Raw genomic sequence first — 18,071 nt, 5'->3', positions numbered from 1 at the left:
CTCCTTATCCCAGATCGCCAAGGCTGAGCTGCAAGGCGGTGATGGCCGCCAGGGCTGCGGTTTCGGTGCGCAGTACCCTGGGGCCCAGTAATACGTCGGTAAAGCCGGCCTGGCTGGCCAGGGCCACTTCTTCGTCGCTAAAACCCCCTTCGGGGCCAATCAGCAGCCGGGCGGCGCTGGCCTTGGGCAGTTGGCTGATGCCGCCGGCGGCGTAGGGGCTCAGGGTCAGGCTGTGGCCGTCAAAGGGGGCCTGCACCCAGTCTGCCAGCAGGGCCACCTCGTTAACCTTGGGCACCCTGGCGCGGCCGCATTGTTCGCAGGCACTGATGGCGATCTTCTGCCATTGGCCGACCTTTTTGTCCAGCCGCTCGCCCTGAAGCTTAACCCCGCAGCGCTCGGAAAAGAGCGGGGTGATCTCGGTAACCCCCAGCTCCACTGCCTTTTGAATAACAAACTCCATGCGCTCGCCCCGGGAGATCACCTGGCCCAGGTGAATGGCCAGGGGCGACTCGTTAGCCAGGGCTTTGGCGCCGGTGATGGCCACCTGCACCTGCTTCTTGCCAGCCTCGACAATCTCGGCGTCGTAGTCAAAACCGTCGCCGTTGAAAAGGCGCAGGGACTGGCCTGGCTGCATGCGCAGCACCCGGCCTATGTGGTTGGCGCCGTCTTCACTCAGTGGCAGCTGCTGGCCTACCGCCAGGCTCTGGGGCTCGTAAATGCGCGGGTTTCGCATCAATGCTCCTTGTGGGCGACCTTGAGGCAGGCCTGGGTGACGAAGGGGTTGTCGTTACCCTGGACCTTCTTGATCTTCTGGTTGCGCTGGCATTCCCAGCTACTCACAGGGTAGAGCTTGTCCCAGGCGCTGAACAACTGGCGCTGGCGGCGGGACATGCTGACCCCGTATTGCTGTTCCATATAGAAATAGGTGCGGGCGATGGGACCCCTGGCCCGCTCTGGCGGCATGGCGCGGCCGGCCTTGAAGTCCACCACCATGGTGCAGGCCCCGTACTGGCTGGGCTTGTCGGTCAGTGCCGAGAAACGGTAGTTGGACCTGTCGCCGTTCACTTCGCCGATAGCGGGGGCCAGGTTGTGCAGATCCCCTTCCATGCGGTCAAAGGTCTTGTCCTTCTTGCAGGCCTTGCGGCCGCCTTTTTGCCAGCATTGCAGCTGGTGGCCAAATTCCCAGGCGGACATGATGTGTTCCCATTCCACCCGCTTGGCCCGGGTCTCTTGCTTGCGCACCTGGTAGCCGCAGCCTTTGAGATCCGGCAGCCCTTTCTTGCCTTGCCAGCGGATGTCGCAGCCGCAATAGAAGGTCTGGGGGTGCTCCTGGTAGAGCTTGACGGCCAGGCTCTTGGCCTGGCGGAAATTGTCCACAGCGAGGCTGGTGCCGCTAAAGAGGCTCAGCAGCACAAAAAGCATTCCTAGGCGCATCGACATCAGGCCCGATTTGTCATGGTTATGGTGGGGCAATTGTCGGTAACTGTGTGAAGCGACTCAAGCCTTTTACGCGGACCAGTCAGTTTCACCGCTCTTGCCTACACTGGGAACAGGAGCCCACAAATTCATAACAAAGTCGCAAGGACCCATGAAGCTCTATTCCCTGCTCTCGGAACTGCTGCTGGTGGCGGTGCTGCTGTTTTGCTTTGCCATGCTGTGGCGCGAGCCGTTGCACCATAGGGTGAAGCTACTGTTTCTCACCGGCCTGGTGACCCTGGCCGGCACCGCCGCCCTGGGCCTGGTGTGCTTTGCCGGGTTGGAGCAGTGGAACGACTTTTACGGGGGCATGATGTACCTGGCCAAGCGCCTGGCCATGGTGCTGATGGTGGCCCTGGTGGCATGGCAGTTCAACGCCGGTAAGAAGGACATGCGCTACCTGATCCTGGTGCTGGCCGGGGCCGGCCTTATCAACCTGTTGGTTGGTTTGCCGCTGCTGACCGAATCGGTCACTGTGCTGATGATGGCCCTTATCGGCAAGCAGATGATGAACTACCCCAATATGGGGCCCTTCTACCTGACCGTCATCGCCCTGGGGCTGCTGGCGTTTCTGCCGCTGCTGCCCCTGGTGTCAATTGACCATGAAAGCAGCCTTTATCATTTGAATCTGGCGCTGCTGGTGGCCTGCCTGACGGTGCTGCTGCGCAGCTGGCTGGCCCAGCACTCCAAGGCCTAACGGCGGCTTTTGGGCAACTTGTCCTTAAGGTAGGCCGAGAGGTATTCCACGAAGCGCGCCACCCTGGGGGTCTGCTCCAGTCGCGCCTGATGCAGGGCCCAGACGGCGCTGTCCTTGGGGCGCATATGGGGCAGCACTTCCACCAGGGTGCCGGCCTTGAAGTGGTCCATGACGTAGTAGTCGGGCAGTTGCACCAGGCCCAGGCCGTCCAGCGCCGCGTGCAACAACAGCTCCCCTGAGTTCATCTTCAGCCGCGCATCCAGGTGGATGGGGCCGCGCCGGCCCTGCCAGTGGCCCAGGGTGCCCAGCAGGCAGCTGTGCTGTTTCAAGTCGTCCAGGCTGTCCGGTACCCCGGCCTTGCTGAGGTAACCGGGAGAAGCACAGATATAGAGCCGCCTTGGGGCCAGCTTGTGGGCAATGTGGCTGGAGTCTTCCAGGTTGCCAAGGCGAATGGCCAGGTCGATGCCGTCCGCCACCAGATCCAGGTTGGCGTTGCTGAGGATAAGGTCGATTTTCAGCTCGGGGTAGAGGGTCAGAAAGCGCATCACCGCCGGGGCCACATAACGCTCCCCAAAGGCGGTGGACGCCGTGATCCGCAGCCGCCCCTGCAGGCGCCCCTCCAGGGTGGAAACGGCGTCTTCGGCCTGCTCCAGGCCGTCCAGCAGGGCCCGGGCATGGCGGTAGTAAAGCTCACCGGAGTCGGTGACCATCAGCTGGCGGGTGGTACGCTTGATTAGCTGGCTGCCCAGGCGCTTTTCCAGGCCCTTGAGTTGGCGGCTGATATAGGCCACCGACACCCCAAGGGCCCGGGCTGCCCCTGACAGGCTCTGCTGTTCCACCACCGCCACCAGGGCTTCCATACCGTCGAATCGGCTCATCTTTGCCTGTATGAAAAACTGTTTTCTATTTGAGGTGATTATCTCAAGGCTCGGCCACAATACAATGGCCGCAATACAAGAAGGAGTCTCAGATGATCAAATCCCGTGCCGCCATCGCCGTCGCCGCTGGCCAACCTCTGGAAATCGCCATGGTCGACGTGGCCCCGCCTAAGGCGGGTGAAGTACTGGTGCGCCTGGTGGCCACCGGTGTCTGCCACACCGACGCCTACACCCTGAGTGGGGCCGACCCCGAAGGCCTGTTCCCGGCCATCCTCGGCCATGAAGGGGCCGGTATCGTCGAAGCGGTTGGCCCGGGTGTCAGCTCGGTGAAGGTGGGTGACCATGTCATTCCCCTCTACACCCCCGAGTGCGGCAAGTGCAAATTCTGCCTGTCCGGCAAGACCAACCTCTGCCAGGCCATCCGTACCACCCAGGGCCAGGGCCTGATGCCTGACGGCACCAGCCGCTTCAGCCTGGACGGCAAGCCCCTGTTCCACTACATGGGCACCAGCACCTTCAGCGAATACACAGTGCTGCCGGAAATCTCCGTGGCCGTTATCAACAAGGAAGCGCCCCTGGACAAGGTGTGCCTGCTGGGCTGTGGGGTCACCACCGGCATCGGCGCCGTGATGAACACCGCCAAGGTGGAGCCGGGCAGCACAGTGGCCATCTTCGGCCTGGGCGGCATCGGCCTTAGCGCTATTATCGGTGCCAAGATGGCCGGCGCCGGCCGCATCATCGGTATCGATCTCAACCCCGACAAGTTCGATATGGCCAAGAAGCTGGGCGCTACCGACTGCATCAACCCCAGGGACTACAGCGATCCCATCCAGCAGGTGATCGTCGATCTGACCGACGGCGGCGTCGATTACTCCTTCGAGTGCATCGGCAACGTGGATGTGATGCGCAGCGCCCTGGAATGCTGCCACAAGGGCTGGGGCGAGTCGGTGATCATCGGTGTGGCCGGTGCCGGCCAGGAAATTCGCACCAGGCCCTTCCAGCTGGTTACCGGCCGGGTCTGGCGCGGCAGTGCCTTCGGTGGCGTCAAGGGCCGCAGCCAGCTGCCCGGCATCGTCGAGCAGTACCTCAAGGGCGAGATCCCCATGGACGACTTCGTCACCCACACCATGGGCCTGGAAGACATCAACAAGGCCTTTGACCTGATGCACGAAGGCAAGTCCATCCGTTCGGTGATCCTCTACTAAGGAACTGCCATGGAACTGATTGAAAGCCATCTGTGTTTCGGCGGCGAGCAGCGCCGCTACAAGCACAGCTCCAAGGTACTGGGTTGCGAGATGACGGTGGCGGTGTTCCTGCCGCCGGATTTCGGCCCTCACACCCCGGTGCTGTACTGGTTGTCGGGGTTGACCTGCACCGACGAGAACTTCGTGCAGAAGGCCGGTGCCCAGCGCCTGGCCGCCGAACTGGGCCTGGCCATAGTGGCGCCGGACACCAGCCCCCGTGGCGACGCGGTGGCCGACGACGCCGGCTACGACCTTGGCAAGGGCGCTGGCTTCTACGTCAACGCCACCCAGGCCCCCTGGGCCGAGCATTACCGCATGGACGACTATGTGGTTCGCGAACTGCCGCCGCTGGTGGAGGCCCTGGGCCTTGGCCAGCGCCGTGGTGTCAGCGGCCACTCCATGGGGGGCCATGGCGCCCTGGTGCTGGCTTTGCGTAACCGTGACCACTTCGCCTCGGTATCGGCCTTCTCCCCCATCTGCAACCCCATGGACTGCCCCTGGGGCCAGAAGGCCTTCACTGCCTACCTGGGTGAGGACAAGGCCGGCTGGGCCGCCTACGACGCCAGCGTCCTGTTGGCAGAGGCCAAGGCGCCCTGGCCGATCCGGGTGGATGTGGGCCTGGCCGACAACTTCCTTGCCGAGCAGCTCAAGGTCGAGTCCCTAGAGCAGGCGGCCCGGCAAAGCGGCTCTGTGCTGCAACTGCACCGCCAGGCCGGTTACGACCATTCCTACTTCTTTGTGGCCAGCTTTATGGAGGCGCACCTGCGCTTCCATGCCGCTCAGCTCAAATGACCCAAGGCCGCGCAAGCGGCCTTTTTTTGGCCTGGCCACTGGCCTAAGGTGAAAGCATCAGCTTGCCGGAGTGCCTATGGTTCTGTTGTGGTTGGTCGCCGCGTCCCCCTTTGCCGACGCCCAGGTCCAATACCAGGAAAACATCAGCTATTACCCCTTGCGGGCCGCCAACTGGCAGGAACTGCTGGAAGCGGTGCGGCAAAGGCCGGGGCAGGGCAACCAGGCCTGGGCCCAGACCGCCTGGAACGCCTCTTACCGGCTGGGCTTTGCCAGCAGCCCCGGCCAATGCCGCCTGGCCAGCATGGAAGTGACTTTCAGCGTCACCATCAACCTGCCCCAGTGGCTGGACCCGCCACCGGCCCTCTTGGAGCGCTGGCAGGCCTTTTCCAGCCACGTCAAAGACCACGAATACAGCCACCGCCAATACGCCGTGGACATGGTCAAGGCCCTGAAACGCCGGCTGCTGGCCCTGCCTCCTGGGCCCGATTGCGACTCCCTCAAGGCGACCTACCGGCGCATCAAAGATGAGTTGGAAGCAGAACGGGACGCCAAAGACCGGGCTCTGGACGAGCGCGACCGGCTCTGGCAGCTGGCCGAGCAGCGCCAGTACCGGCCCTAGGGCAGCAGTTCGGCTTCGATGATCTGCGCCAGGCGCAGGGCGTCGTCCCGGGGCTCGGCCGGGCGCAGCAGCTGCACCGCCAGGCTACCAAGCCTGGGTAGGCCTTGGACAGCCGTCACCCCCTGGGGCACCCCGTAGGGCCCGCGCACCGTGATACCCAACCCTGCCTTGACGGCGGCCCAGATGCCGCCGAGGCTGGCGCTGGTGTAGGCCGGGCGCCAGGCAATACCGGCCTGGTCCAGGGCCTGGGTGGCGGCTTGGCGCATCAGGCAGGGGGCCTCGAACAGCACCAGGGGCAGGGGCTCGCCCCGCGCCAGCAGTGTCTCTGGGTCTTGCCCGTACCAAGCCAAGGGCACCTGCGCCAGGGTTTGGGCCTTGGGCCAGGGGGCCTGGGGATTCTCCCAGGCCAGGGCCAGGTCCAGCTCCCCTTGGGCCAGGGCCTGGATCAGGGCCTGGTTGCGCCCCACCCGGGTCGACAGCTGCACCCTGGGGTGGGCCCGGGCAAAGCGGCCCAGCAGCTGCGGCAGCAGGGTCTCGGCAAAGTCCTCCTGGGCTCCAAAACGCAGCTCGCCACTCAGGGCCTGGCCTTGCAGGGCCTCCAGGGCCTCGTCATTGAGGGCCAGCAGCCGTCGCCCGTAACTGAGCAGCAACTCGCCGCTGGCGGTGGGCACCAGGCCTCGGCCGCTTTTTTCCAGTAAAGGGCAACCGGCCTGCTGTTCCAGCTTGCGCAGCTGGGCGCTTACCGCCGAGGTAGAGCGGTGCAGCCGGGTGGCGGCCAGGGCAAAGCTGCCCAGTTCTACCCCGCAGATGAAGGCGCGTAGGGCTTGCAGGTCCAGGGCGGCGAGCTTGGCGTTATTCATCCTAAAAATCGGGATTGTTGGTTTGAAATGTTTTGATTTTATAACCTATATCCCGGGGCCAGTATAGGGACCTCCCATTTCATCGGAGTGCCTTATGGCCACCCCCAAGAACCTTACCGAACTGGCCCAGCTGTCTCCCAAATTGGCCGACCTCAGCCAACAGCTGTTGTTTGACGACATCTGGGCCAGGCCCGAGCTTTCCCGGCGAGAGCGCAGCCTGGTCACCCTGGCGATTCTTGCCAGCCTGGGCCGCTGGGAGCAGTTGCCCTTCCACCTGGATCTTGCCAAAGAGCACGGCCTCGACCGCAGCCAGTTGGCCGAACTCTTTACCCACCTGGCCTTTTACGCCGGCTGGCCGGCGGCGGTATCGGCCCTTGGCCACCTGGAGCCAAGCCCATGCCCATGACCCGTATCGCCCTGCGCCAGGGGCTGGGCCCCGACTACAAGGCCAGGCTCAGCCGGCTGCTGCAGCAGGCCCTGGAAACCCACTTTGCCGTGCCAGAGGGGGACTGCTTCCAGCTCTTTGACGAATACGGCCCCGAGGACAGGGTGTTCAGCCGCCACTATCAGAGTGCCGGACGCAGCGACCACTTCCTGCTGCTGTCCATCACCGCCGGCAAGCCCCGTAGTCCTGAGCAAAAGGCGGCCCTGTACCAGGCCCTGGCCCAGCAGTGCCAGGCAGAGCTGGGGCTGGACCCGGCCGACTTGATGGTGGTGGTCAGCTATAACCAGGCCGGTGACTGGTCCTTCAGCGGCGGCCTTGGCCACAGCCTGGAGGGCACCAGATGATCGCCATGCAATACCGCATCGCGCTGCCGGACCACTACCCCATGGCCCGCATCGAGGCGCGCATCGCCGCAAACGGCCACCGCCTGGACGGCTACCCTGGGCTGCTATTCAAGGCCTTTCTCTATCGCCGGCGGGATGATTGGCCCTATGAGGGGGCACAAAATTGCTATGCCCCCTTTTACCTGTGGCGCCAGTACCAGGCCATGGCCGGCTTTTTGGCCGGTGACGGCTTTGCCGCCCTGTGCCGTGACTTTGGCCGCCCCAGAGTCGATAGCTGGCAGGTGCCAGAAGGGGCTTTGCCCCCGGCCACCACGGCCTTTGTCGCCATTAATCACAGGGGCCAAGGGGATCTGGTGGGGTTGGATCCGGCCACCGGCCAGGGCCTTGGGGTGCAGTGGCTAAACCGGCCACCAGCCGGGCCGGAGCCCGGGGTGGAGCACTACCGCCTGGGCTACCTTGCCGTTGGTGCTTAGGGACCTTGGTGCCGGCCAAAGGCGCCGTTACACTGGCGCCTTTCATCGCCTCTTTGGACCTAGCCTTGCTGTTTGAATCCCTGGCTCTTGGGGCTGCGGCCTGTTGGGCCTGTGCCAGCCTGTTGTCGGCCCCTGCCGCCCGTCATCTGGGGGCCTTTGCCTTTTCCCGTTGGCGCATGGCATCGGTGAGCCTGATGCTCTGGTCCCTTTCCCTGCTGACCGGTGGCTGGCAGAGCCTCAGCGCAGGTCCTGCCGGCATCATGATGCTGTCCGGCCTGTTGGGCATTTTTATCGGCGACACCGCCCTTTTTGCTGCCATGAACCGCCTGGGCCCCAGGCGGGCGACGGTACTTTTTGCTGGCCATTCGTTGTTTTCGGTGGTGCTGGGTTTCCTGCTGCTGGGGGAGACCCTGGCGGGCCAGGCCCTGTTGGGCTGTTCCTTGGTGGCCACCGGGGTGATGGGGGCGGTGTTCTTTGGCCGCCGGGAAGGAGAGCGCCATCACTGGGAGCAGGACAACGGCAAGGTGGCTGTGGGGGTGGCCCTTGGGGTGCTGTCGGCTTTTTGCCAGGCCAGCGCTACCCTGATGGTCAAACCGGTGATGGCTACCGACATCGACGCGGTGTCGGCTTCGGCGGTGCGCATGAGCACGGCCCTGGGGGCGCATCTGTTGCTACTTTGGAGCGGGGCGCGGGTGGCAAGACCCATCCAGGCCATCAACTGGCGCATCCTCGCCATGGTGGCCCTCAATGGCTTCTTGGCCATGGGGGTAGGCATGACCTTGATCCTGATAGCCCTTCGCTACGGGGAGGTGGGGCTGGTGGCCATGCTGAGTTCGGTGAGCCCGGTGCTGATCCTGCCGCTTTTGTGGTGGGTACAGAAAAGGCCGCCGGCCAAGGGTGCCTGGCTTGGAGCCCTGGCCACTGTGCTTGGCACCATGCTGATTGTCAGCCGCTGAACAAAAAGCCCGCCGATTGGCGGGCTTTTTCGTTATTGCTCCAGCAAACGGTAGAGCAGGGCGCGCACTTCGGCGGGCTCGAAGGGCTTGTCGCAGATGGCGTCAACACCGGACTGGGCGATGTTGGCCAGGTGGGCACCGTTGGCCTCGCTGGTCACCATCAACACCGGCACATGGGATTGGTCCGACTGCTGGCGGATATGTTCGGTCAGCTCCCGGCCGTTGACGTTGGGCATGTTGTAGTCGGTGACCACCAGATCGAACATGTTGGTACTGAGCTGGTGGATGGCGTCGTTGCCGTCCACCGCCTCGGTGATCTGGCTGATGCCGAGGTTTTCCAGCACCCGGGTAATATGGCGGCGGGCCATGCGGCTGTCGTCCACCACCAGCACCCGCAGGGAGTGGGTGTCGAAATGGGTCAATTCCAGTTCGTTGGGGCTAAGCAGGTCCAGGGTGGCATTGATGGCCAGGCCCAGCTGTTCATGGGTGAAGGGCTTGGGCAGGATGGCGGCCACCCCCGACTGCTTGAAGGCTTCCAGCTCGTCCGGGCGACGCTCGCTGGACACCAGCACGAAAGGGGTGTCCTTGAGCTCGGCCTCACTGCGCATGGTCCTGACCAGCTCCAGGGCGGTGCCGTCGGCAAAATGCAGGGCGCTCAGCACCAGGTCGGGGCGGCGGTGGCGGATATGGGCCAGGGCCGCTTTCACCCCGTCGGCGTCGTCGATCCTGTGGATCCCTTCACTGGCCAGGTGACGGATGATGACACGGCGTTGCGTCTCAGAGGGTTCCACCAGCAGCAGGGACAGATCAGCAGGGACAAGTGTCGTCATTAAAATGCTTCTTTTTTAGTTACATACGACTAACAGGCATTGTCGCAACTTTGTTGGACAAGGCAAGGGCTTTGTATGGCTATAACCCTATGCCTTGATATCGGCCAAAAAAAGGCCGCCCTTGAGGGCGGCCTGTGACAGCTATTATCAAACCTCTATTTTGTTTAGAGGGCTAACCATAGCTCTCACCTCAGGCGAGGGCGGGAAAACCGGTGTCGGTCAGGGCCTCGCTCAGTGCCTTACGGCTTTGGTTGCTGACGATGGTGACTTGGTTGTGGTCTCTGTTGATACGTACCTGTGCTTCGGCATCGGCCACCAATATGGCTTGCTGGATCCGTGACACGCAGTGGTCACCCAGGATGTTGCTTACGCGAAAGGTATACAAAATAGGGCTCCTTGATTATTAGTGCCCTATCTATTTCAGCTTGTTGATGAGCAAATTTCAAGCGTTTGCTCTAATTTTTTATTTGTTGTCGAATGAAAATGTTCAGGATCGCTTGCTGTCCAGCTCCCTGACCAGCAGCGCCAAGGTGCGGGGTGGCATGGGTTTATAAAGGTGAAAACCCTGGAACAACCGGCAATTGTGCTGGAGCAGCCAGTCCAGCTGCTGCTGGGTCTCCACCCCTTCCACCAGGGGTTCGGCGCCGGTGGCCCGGCACAGTTCGATAATGGCCTTGAGCATGTTTTCGCTGCGATCCCGCCCCGGCACTTCCTTGAGGAAATCCCGGTCAATCTTGATCAGGCTGGCATCGAGGCTGTTGAGGCGCGCCAAAGACGATTGCCCTGTACCGAAATCGTCGATGGCCAGGGGGAAGCCGGCATCGGACAACTGCTTGAGGGCTTTGCTGGTCTGCTCCGGGTCGGCCAGGGCCGTCTCGGTGATCTCCAGTTCCAGCTGGCCCTGGTTCAATTGCTGCTGTTGGCAGTAGTCCAATAGCCAGCGGATAAAAAGGTCGTCCACCAGGTCCAGCACCGACAGGTTGATGCTCAGGCGCAGCGTTATGCCCTGGGCCTGCCACTCGCGGATCTGCTCGCAGGCTCTTTGCACCACCCAGCGGCTTAACTGGCTGATGATGCCCCCCTGCTCGGCCAGGGGGATGAAGTCCGCCGGGCTGACCAGGCCCAGTTCAGGATGGTGCCAGCGCAGCAGGGCTTCGGCGGCGATGATGCGGCCGGACACGTCGCACTGGGGCTGGTATTCCAGGTACAGCTGGTCGTCGCTCTGTATGGCCTTGCGCAGGGCGTCCAGCAGCCGCTGCTGGGAGTCCTGGTTGGCCAGGGCCTTGAGATCCAGTTGCCGCACCTGCCCCGGCACCAGGGGGTGGCTGCACAGGTAAGAGGCCAGGCTGCCCAGGTGGTGGCCGTCCGGCATCAGCCCGGGGTGCTCGGCCAAGTGCCAGTGGCGCTCCAGCACCAGGCTCTGGTCCTGCACCTCAAACCTGTGGGGCAGCTGGTGTTCGATACGGGTCAGGCGGTCGGTGAGGGCCGCCAGGGTCAGGTTGGGGTGGGCAAAGATCAGGGTGTTGTGGGCGATGCGCCCCACCACGGCGCCACGGGGCAGCAGGGTTTTCACCTGGCTGGCCAGGCGCGCCAGGGCCTGGTTGCTGATGTCCTTGCCAAAGCGCAGCCTAAGGCTTGGCCCGTTACAGAGCTGCATCAGGGCCACCGCAGCCCTCGGCTTGCGGTTCAGCCAATGCTCTATGCCGGTTTCGTTGAGCATGCCGGTGCTGATGTCGTGCCAGCGCAGGCGCCGGTTCTGCACCCGTTCCCCGGCTAATTGCAGTTTGAGCTGGGAGGCTTCGGTCTGGTCGTCCAGCAACAACAGATGATAATGGCGGTGGGCCATGCGGCTCTTGGTGAGGCTGACCAGGCGCTGGCCCTTTGGCGTGCCCAGCAGCCGCGCCTCCTGGGTGCAGTCGTCCTTGGGCAGATGCAGCTCCTTGAGCAGCTTGCTGGCCAGCACGTCATGCTCCTTGAGCCAGCTCCGCATGGCCTTGTTGTAGCGCACGGCACTGTCGTCCCTGAGGATAAGGGCCGGGTGGGCGTCGTTGTCGAACAGGTCCCGGTACAGCTGCATGGACAGCTTGAGCTGTTTGTTGAGCTTTTGCTGGGAGCCGTTGTGCCAATCCAGGGCCCTCAGCATCCGCATCATCCCCAAGGGCAGGCAGATGTTGAAGAAGATAAACAGCAGCCCTTGCAGGTAGAGGTGGCTGCTGGGCAGGGTTTGCTGGATCTGCAGCAGCGCCGGTAGCGGCTGGTTATGAACCAGGTAGGCAAAGGGCAGCAGATTGAAGAGCATGGCCGCCAATGTCGCTTTCTTGCCCCAGGTGAGCAGGGCCACCATGGGCAGGCTGTAGAGGAACAGGGCGCCCAGTTTGGCGATGGCAAAGTCGGGGATAAACAGCTGGGTGACGAAACCGGCAGCGATGATGGCCCCGGTCAGCAACAGCCGGCTCAGTCTGAACTGGCGCCGGGCCAGGATGGAGGCCACTACCAGCACCAGGTAGAAGCCGGCGATAATGTAGATGACGTGGTAGGCACCCAGTTGCCAGGCGCTGTAGCCGCTGTGCAATCCTATGCCCAGCAACAGCAGCAGGCCGGCCAGGACCATGATCCGCAAGGCGCTGATTTGCCAGGCCGGCGCCCGTAGATCGCGCTGTTCTTCATCCAAATAAAACAAACGAGCGTCCTTATCAAAAACATTGCCCGCCTGGTGGTTGTCCGGCCGCACGAGGTCGGCTGTTCCAGGGCCCGGCACAGGCTGCATCTGTGCACAAACACCAGTAAAGTAGCGACCATAGTTCCTTGAACCTTAAACCCATGCGCATCCTTCACAGCTCCGACTGGCACCTTGGCCAGCACTTCATGGGCAAGACCCGCCAGGCCGAACATCAGGCCCTGATCCGCTGGCTGCTGGACACAGTCCAGGCCCAGCAGGTGGACGCCCTGGTGATTGCCGGCGACATCTTCGACACCGGTACGCCCCCCAGCTATGCCCGCGAGCTGTACAACCAGTTGGTGCTGGAGATGCAGGCCTGCCAATGCCAACTGGTGGTGTTGGCCGGTAACCACGATTCGGTGGCGGTGTTGGAAGAGTCCAAGGCGCTGCTGGGGGCCCTTGGCACCACAGTGGTGGCCAGCGCCCTGGAGCCCGAGCCGCTGCTGGCGCTGAAAAACCGCGACGGCAGCAGCGGCGCCATACTGTGCGCCATTCCCTTTTTGCGGCCAAGGGAGCTGATGCAAAGCGAAGCCGGCCAGGACGGCCAGGCCAAGCAGCAGTCCATGCAGCAGGCCATAGGGCACCACTACCAGCAGCTTTTTGAGCAGGCCAAGACCCGGGGCCTGCCGGTGGTGATGACGGGGCACCTCACCACAGTGGGGGCCAGCGCCTCGGAATCGGTGCGGGAGATCTACGTGGGCAGCCTGGAAGCCTTCCCCACCAGCGCCTTCCCGGCGGCGGACTACATCGCCCTTGGCCATATCCACAGGGCCCAGAAGGTAGGGGGGCTGGAGCATATTCGCTACAGCGGCTCCCCCATTCCCCTGAGCTTCGACGAAGCTGGCCAGCAAAAGGAAATGCTGCTGGTGGAGCTGGGTGAGGGCCTTACTAGCGTCACCCCCCTGGCGGTGCCCCTGTTCCAGCCCCTGGCCAGCCTGCGCTGTGACCTTAGCGAGGTGCGCCAGCAAGTAGCCCCCCTGGTGGCAGGGCTGGCCGACGGTCAACGGCTCTGGCTTGAGCTGGTGCTGGAAAGCCAGCACTACCTGAGCGACCTGCAAAGCCGGGTCGCCGAACAGCTGGACGGCTTGGCGGTGGACTTGCTGCGCCTGCGCCGCGACCGCCAAGGCAGCGGCGGCATCAGCAGCGGTGGCGGCGAGACCCTGGACGAGCTCAACCCCCTGGAGGTCTTCGACCGGCGCCTGGCCAGCGAAGCCCTGGACCCTGAGCTGGCAGCGGCCCTCAAGGCACGTTACGAGGCCACCCTGGCCGAGCTGCAGGAGGGCAAATGAAGATCCTCAGCCTGCGCCTTAAAAACCTCAACTCCCTGAAAGGGGAGTGGAAAATCGATTTTAGCGCCGCCCCTTTTGCCGACAATGGCCTCTTTGCCATCACCGGCCCCACCGGCGCCGGCAAGACCACCCTGCTGGACGCCATCTGCCTGGCCCTCTACCACGAGACGCCGCGCATGAAGACGGTGTCCCAGTCCAGTAACGAACTGATGACCCGCCACACTAGCGAAGCCCTGGCCGAGGTGGAATTCGAGGTCAAGGGCCAGGGCTACCGGGCCTTTTGGCAGCAGCGCCGCGCCCGGGACAACCCCGACGGCAAGCTGCAACCCCCCAAGGTGGAGCTGGCCCGCCTGGACGGCACCATCCTCACCGACAAGATCAACGACAAGCTCAAGCAGACCGAGCAGCTCACCGGCCTGGACTTTGGCCGCTTTACCATGTCCATGCTGCTGGCCCAGGGGGGCTTTGCCGCCTTCTTGAATGCCGACGCCAACAAACGCGCCGAACTGCTCGAAGAGCTGACCGGCACCGACATCTACGGCCACATTTCCCAAAAGGTCTTCGAAGACAGTCGTGCCCTGGGGGAAGAGGTCAAGGTGTTGCAAGCCAGGGCCGGGCAGATCGCCGTGCTGGCGGACGATGAACGGGCCCAACTGGCCGAAAAGCTGGCCGAGCTGCGCCGCCAAGAGCAGGGCCTTAACGAGCAGCTGCGTAAGGTGAGCGCCCAGTTGGACTGGCGCAAACAGCGGGACAGCACCAGCGCCGAAATGGCACTGGCTGAGCGGCAACTGACAGAGGCGCAGGGGCAATGGCAGCAGGCCGAACCGGCCCTGAAAAAGCTCAAAGCCGCCAGGCCGGCCGAAGAGCTGCGGTCCCTTTATCGCCTATGGCAGCAGTTGGGCCAGGAACTGGCCGACGGCAGGGAGCGCCAGCGGCAGCTGTCTGGCGACCTGGATATGCTGGCCGAGCAGGAACTGCAACTGGCCCAGGAGGGCCAATGCCTGGCTCGCCAGCAGCTGGATGCCGCCATTGCGGAACTCAGCACCTGCCAGCAAGAGCTGGACCAGCTCGCCACTTGGCTGGGAGAACACCAACGGGACGCAGCCCTTACCGGCGAGCTGGGCAGTTGGCGCCAATGGCAGCAGCAGCTGAACCTGGAGCAGCAGCGCCTGGCCCAGGGCCAAAGCCGCCAGCACCAGTTGGCTCGGCAACTGGATGAGGGCCGCCAGGCCCTTGAGAGCCAGCAGCAGAACCTGGCCGGCGCCCGGCGGCAGGCCAGCCTGGCCGAGCAGCAGCACCAGCAAGCCCAGCAAAACCTGGCGGCGCGCCTGGAAGGCCACAGCCTTGCTCAGTGGCGCAGCCATTGGCAGGCCCAGCAGCGCTTGCTGCCCCTGGCCCAGGCTCAGCAGCAGGCCCTGGCCCGCCAGCAGCAGTTGCAGCAAAGCATTCAGGATACCGAACACAACCTGGTGGAGCTGGCGCAGCAGCGCGAACAGCTGCGCGAGCGCTACAAGGTGCTGCGTGAACAGGTCAAAGACAAAGAAAAGCTGCTGGAGCAGGAAAAGCTGATCGGCGAGCTGGCCCATTACCGCCAGCATCTGACCGCCGGTGAGCCCTGCCCCCTGTGCGGCAGCGCCCAGCACCCGGGGATCAGCGACTACAGCGCCCTTAGCCAGTCGGACACCGCCGGGCGTTTAAAGGCGCTGAGCAACGAGTTGGAAGAGGTCAAAAGCAGCGGTGCCAGCCTAGGGGTGCAGATAGAGCAGTACCAGAAGGGGCTGCTGCTACAACAGCAGGAAAGCGCGCAGCTGGCCGCCAGCCTCGCCGAAGGCCAGCAGCAGTTGGGTGGCCAGAGTCTGGAGGCGTTGCAACAAAGCCTTAAGGAACTGGACGCCACCATGGCCGCCATTGAAGCCGAGGCCGGCGCCGTCGATGCCGCCCAGCAGGCCCTGCAACAGGCCAGGTTCGAGGCCGACAAGGCCCAGGAACAGCTGAACTTTGCAGAGCAACAACGCCAGGAACAACAGCGCCAGTTGGACGAGGCGGCCAAGCAGCTTCAGCAGGAAGGCGAGGCCTTAGGCGCCAGCCAGCAGCGCTTTGCCAAGGCTCTGGAGGCTTATGGTTTTGCCGCCGATGGCCAATGGCAGCAGGCCTGCGAGCAACGTATCGAGGCCTTTCAAAAGGCCCAAGGCCGCCAACAGCAACTGGACAAGGCCTGGCAGCAGCAAAGCGCCCGCCAGGAGCGGTTGCAAGAAGCCCTCGGCCATTGGCACCAGCGCCTGGCCGGGCGCCCGGCCTTGGATGCCGCCCTGGCCGGCTTGGTGCTTGGCGAACTGGAACCCCGCTACCTGGCGCTGCTGGATAACCAGAAGGTCCTGGCCGCCGAGCGCCAGGCCCTAAGCCTTCGCCTGGAGCAATTGCAGGGCAAGCAAAGCGAAGCCCTGGGCCAGTGGCAGCAAGGCCTCAAAGAGAGTCCTTTTAAAGACGAAGCCGCCTTCCATGACGCCCTGTTGCCAATGGACGAACAGCAACGCCTGGCCGAACTGGAACAAAGGCTGCGCGACACCCTGATCACCGCCCAGAGCCGGATAGAGGATCTTAAGGCCAGGTTGCAGGCGCTGGGCACGGACCAGGCCGAAGGGGTGAGCCTTGAAGCCTTGCAGGCCCAGGAGCAGGGGCTTCGTGACCAGCTCAGGGCCCTGGCCAGCCAAGACGGCGCCCTGGATACCCGCCTGCAAGCGGACCAGCAGGCCCGCCAGTCCCTTGGGGACCTGGCCCAGCAGTTGGAAGCCAAGCAGGCCCAGCTTGACCTGCAACAGCACCTCAACGGCCTGATCGGCTCGGCGGACGGGGCCAAGTTCCGCCGCTTTGCCCAGGGCCTGACCCTGGATCATTTGGTGCATCTTGCCAACCAGCGCCTGGACCGGCTTCACGGCCGCTATGGCCTGCGCCGCAAGGCCGGCGCCGAGCTGGACCTGGAAGTGCTGGACAGCTGGCAGGCCGATGTTGCCCGGGACACCCGTACCCTGTCCGGGGGCGAGAGCTTTTTGGTCAGTCTGGCCCTGGCCCTGGCGCTGTCGGACCTGGTCAGCCAGAAGACCGCCATCGATTCGCTGTTCCTGGACGAAGGCTTTGGCACCCTGGACGCCGACACCCTGGAGGTGGCCCTGGACGCCCTGGATAATCTCAATGCCGACGGCAAGATGATCGGTGTGATCAGCCACGTGGAAGCCCTTAAAGATCGCATCCCGGTGCAGCTGAAAGTCCATAAGGGCGCCGGCATGGGCTACTCGCGCCTGGACAGCCGCTTTGCCCTCTAGAGCCTCAAGGCAACAGGTTGGATAACTCAATCAGGTTGTGGTCGGGGTCGCGCAGGTAGATGGACAGCAGCGGCCCGGTGGCGCCGGTACGTTCCACCGGGCCTGCTTCCAGGGCTATACCCAGCTCGGCCAGTTCGGACATGACCTGGGCCAGGGGCGTGTGGGTGATAAAGCACAGGTCGGCCGAACCCGGGGCAGGGTGCTGGGCCTTGGGCTCAAATTCCTGGCCGGCCTGGTGCAGGTTGATCTTCTGTTGGCCGAAGGCCAGGGCCTTGCGGTCGCCTTTGAAGGTGACCAGGTCCATGCCCAGGGCTTGGCTGTAAAAGGCGCAGCTGCGGTCTATGTCGGCAACGGTCAGAACCAGGTGGTCCAAGTGGCTGATTTTCATCTTGGCTTTTCTCTCGTTGGGGCTTGTTAGCGGCGCAGCCCTGGCCCAGACTGTGACCTGGCCCGGCCCTGGCGGGGCCTCTGGACGACAGTGCCGCAATTATCAGACAAGCAAAGGAGTCTTTATGGCGACCGTTACTCTCAAGGGCAATCCGGTTTCAGTAGACGGCAGCCTGCCGCAAGTGGGGCAAGCGGCCCCGGCCTTCAAACTGGTGGCCGGCGATCTGGCCGACCTGAGCCTGGGTGATTTTGCCGGCAAGCGCAAGATCCTCAATATCTTCCCCAGCGTCGACACCCCCACCTGCGCCACTTCGGTGCGCAAGTTCAACGAAAAGGCCGCCAGCCTGGCCAACACCGTGGTGCTGTGCATCAGCGCCGACCTGCCTTTTGCCCAGGGCCGTTTCTGCGGCGCCGAAGGCATCGAAGGGGTAGTGAACCTGTCCACCCTGCGTGGCCGTGAATTCCTCAAGGACTATGGCGTTGCCATCAGCGATGGCCCCCTGGCCGGCCTGGCCGCCCGCGCCGTGGTGGTACTGGACGAGCACGACAAGGTGCTGCACAGCGAACTGGTGGCTGAAATCGCCGACGAGCCCAACTACGAGGCCGCCCTGGCCGCCCTCTGAGGCCGTCAAGTTGTGAAAAGGCAGCCCTGGGGGCTGCCTTTTTTGTGGGGCGGGTCTTGGCCCTTGGCGCAATCCCAAGGGGGCCGGCGCTGCAATGCTGGCCGATTGGCTTTCCCTGC

At 63.6% G+C, this 18,071-nt stretch carries 19 protein-coding genes; 11 read left to right on the top strand and 8 right to left on the bottom strand.

Going from position 1 to position 18,071, the window contains the following annotated elements:
- Nucleotides 1-4 precede the first annotated feature (4 nt).
- Nucleotides 5-733: a 16S rRNA (uracil(1498)-N(3))-methyltransferase gene (gene rsmE / locus B3C1_RS06410; RefSeq protein WP_008483685.1), complete on the bottom strand. Its 729-nt coding sequence runs from the start codon at nucleotides 731-733 to the stop codon at nucleotides 5-7.
- Entirely contained in the window at nucleotides 733-1,422 is a 690-nt protein-coding gene (locus B3C1_RS06405; RefSeq protein WP_008483683.1) for an endonuclease, read from the bottom strand. Before B3C1_RS06405 ends, rsmE begins: the two co-directional genes overlap by 1 nt.
- 166 nt (nucleotides 1,423-1,588) lie before the next feature.
- Between B3C1_RS06405 and B3C1_RS06400 the strand changes: the two genes are divergently transcribed.
- On the top strand, nucleotides 1,589-2,173 hold the full coding sequence (locus B3C1_RS06400) for a hypothetical protein (RefSeq protein ID WP_008483681.1): 585 nt from the start codon (nucleotides 1,589-1,591) through the stop codon (nucleotides 2,171-2,173).
- Here the strand turns inward: B3C1_RS06400 and B3C1_RS06395 are convergent.
- Complete coding sequence (locus B3C1_RS06395) at nucleotides 2,170-3,051, bottom strand: LysR substrate-binding domain-containing protein (RefSeq protein WP_035481315.1); 882 nt, start codon at nucleotides 3,049-3,051, stop codon at nucleotides 2,170-2,172. The two genes, B3C1_RS06400 and B3C1_RS06395, sit on opposite strands and share 4 nt — an antisense overlap.
- 92 nt (nucleotides 3,052-3,143) lie before the next feature.
- Here B3C1_RS06395 and B3C1_RS06390 point away from each other — a divergent pair, with 92 nt between their 5' ends.
- The 3 genes from B3C1_RS06390 to B3C1_RS06380 all read left to right on the top strand — a co-directional run bounded on the left by B3C1_RS06390 (nucleotide 3,144) and on the right by B3C1_RS06380 (nucleotide 5,706).
- Nucleotides 3,144-4,256 (top strand): S-(hydroxymethyl)glutathione dehydrogenase/class III alcohol dehydrogenase, encoded by a 1,113-nt coding sequence (locus tag B3C1_RS06390; RefSeq protein WP_008483679.1) that lies wholly within the window; start codon nucleotides 3,144-3,146, stop codon nucleotides 4,254-4,256.
- A gap of 9 nt (nucleotides 4,257-4,265) precedes the next feature.
- Nucleotides 4,266-5,087 (top strand): S-formylglutathione hydrolase, encoded by an 822-nt coding sequence (gene fghA / locus B3C1_RS06385; protein WP_008483678.1) that lies wholly within the window; start codon nucleotides 4,266-4,268, stop codon nucleotides 5,085-5,087.
- A gap of 76 nt (nucleotides 5,088-5,163) precedes the next feature.
- Complete coding sequence (locus B3C1_RS06380; RefSeq protein WP_008483677.1) at nucleotides 5,164-5,706, top strand: DUF922 domain-containing protein; 543 nt, start codon at nucleotides 5,164-5,166, stop codon at nucleotides 5,704-5,706.
- Here B3C1_RS06380 and B3C1_RS06375 read toward each other — a convergent pair.
- Entirely contained in the window at nucleotides 5,703-6,566 is an 864-nt protein-coding gene (locus B3C1_RS06375) for a LysR substrate-binding domain-containing protein (RefSeq protein WP_008483676.1), read from the bottom strand. The genes B3C1_RS06380 and B3C1_RS06375 overlap by 4 nt on opposite strands.
- A 94-nt stretch (nucleotides 6,567-6,660) precedes the next feature.
- Between B3C1_RS06375 and B3C1_RS06370 the strand changes: the two genes are divergently transcribed.
- Genes B3C1_RS06370 through B3C1_RS06355 form a run of 4 tightly spaced genes read left to right on the top strand, consistent with a single transcriptional unit; the run spans nucleotide 6,661 to nucleotide 8,784 of the window.
- A complete protein-coding gene (locus B3C1_RS06370; RefSeq protein WP_008483675.1) occupies nucleotides 6,661-6,972 on the top strand; it encodes a carboxymuconolactone decarboxylase family protein in 312 nt (103 codons plus the stop codon).
- Nucleotides 6,963-7,355: a tautomerase family protein gene (locus tag B3C1_RS06365; RefSeq protein ID WP_008483674.1), complete on the top strand. Its 393-nt coding sequence runs from the start codon at nucleotides 6,963-6,965 to the stop codon at nucleotides 7,353-7,355. Before B3C1_RS06370 ends, B3C1_RS06365 begins: the two co-directional genes overlap by 10 nt.
- Nucleotides 7,352-7,828, top strand: coding sequence for a DUF4865 family protein (locus B3C1_RS06360; protein WP_008483672.1), 477 nt, complete (start codon nucleotides 7,352-7,354; stop codon nucleotides 7,826-7,828). Before B3C1_RS06365 ends, B3C1_RS06360 begins: the two co-directional genes overlap by 4 nt.
- An 8-nt stretch (nucleotides 7,829-7,836) precedes the next feature.
- A complete protein-coding gene (locus tag B3C1_RS06355) occupies nucleotides 7,837-8,784 on the top strand; it encodes a DMT family transporter (protein ID WP_336391107.1) in 948 nt (315 codons plus the stop codon).
- Between the two features lie 32 nt (nucleotides 8,785-8,816).
- Here the strand turns inward: B3C1_RS06355 and B3C1_RS06350 are convergent, their stop codons facing one another.
- The 3 genes from B3C1_RS06350 to B3C1_RS06340 all read right to left on the bottom strand — a co-directional run bounded on the left by B3C1_RS06350 (nucleotide 8,817) and on the right by B3C1_RS06340 (nucleotide 12,294).
- Complete coding sequence (locus B3C1_RS06350) at nucleotides 8,817-9,614, bottom strand: response regulator (RefSeq protein ID WP_008483670.1); 798 nt, start codon at nucleotides 9,612-9,614, stop codon at nucleotides 8,817-8,819.
- Between the two features lie 190 nt (nucleotides 9,615-9,804).
- Entirely contained in the window at nucleotides 9,805-9,999 is a 195-nt protein-coding gene (locus B3C1_RS06345) for a heavy-metal-associated domain-containing protein (RefSeq protein ID WP_008483669.1), read from the bottom strand.
- Between the two features lie 102 nt (nucleotides 10,000-10,101).
- Nucleotides 10,102-12,294, bottom strand: coding sequence for an EAL domain-containing protein (locus tag B3C1_RS06340; RefSeq protein ID WP_008483668.1), 2,193 nt, complete (start codon nucleotides 12,292-12,294; stop codon nucleotides 10,102-10,104).
- 140 nt (nucleotides 12,295-12,434) lie between these two features.
- Between B3C1_RS06340 and sbcD the strand changes: the two genes are divergently transcribed.
- The gene (gene sbcD, locus B3C1_RS06335) at nucleotides 12,435-13,622 is read left to right on the top strand and encodes an exonuclease subunit SbcD (protein ID WP_035481311.1); all 1,188 of its coding nucleotides are present in this window, start codon (nucleotides 12,435-12,437) and stop codon (nucleotides 13,620-13,622) included.
- Nucleotides 13,619-16,942 (top strand): exonuclease subunit SbcC, encoded by a 3,324-nt coding sequence (sbcC, locus tag B3C1_RS06330; RefSeq protein ID WP_008483666.1) that lies wholly within the window; start codon nucleotides 13,619-13,621, stop codon nucleotides 16,940-16,942. Before sbcD ends, sbcC begins: the two co-directional genes overlap by 4 nt.
- 4 nt (nucleotides 16,943-16,946) lie before the next feature.
- Here the strand turns inward: sbcC and B3C1_RS06325 are convergent, their stop codons facing one another.
- Nucleotides 16,947-17,330 (bottom strand): VOC family protein, encoded by a 384-nt coding sequence (locus B3C1_RS06325; protein ID WP_008483665.1) that lies wholly within the window; start codon nucleotides 17,328-17,330, stop codon nucleotides 16,947-16,949.
- Between the two features lie 124 nt (nucleotides 17,331-17,454).
- On the opposite strand from B3C1_RS06325, the gene tpx reads away from it, so the two are divergent.
- Nucleotides 17,455-17,952: a thiol peroxidase gene (gene tpx, locus B3C1_RS06320; protein ID WP_008483662.1), complete on the top strand. Its 498-nt coding sequence runs from the start codon at nucleotides 17,455-17,457 to the stop codon at nucleotides 17,950-17,952.
- Nucleotides 17,953-18,071 lie beyond the last annotated feature (119 nt).

The sequence above is a fragment of the Gallaecimonas xiamenensis 3-C-1 genome (genome assembly GCF_000299915.1).
Taxonomy (GTDB): domain Bacteria; phylum Pseudomonadota; class Gammaproteobacteria; order Enterobacterales; family Gallaecimonadaceae; genus Gallaecimonas; species Gallaecimonas xiamenensis.
The sequence above is the reverse complement of the archived record's forward strand: the minus strand, read 5'-3'. Positions and strand labels throughout refer to the sequence as shown.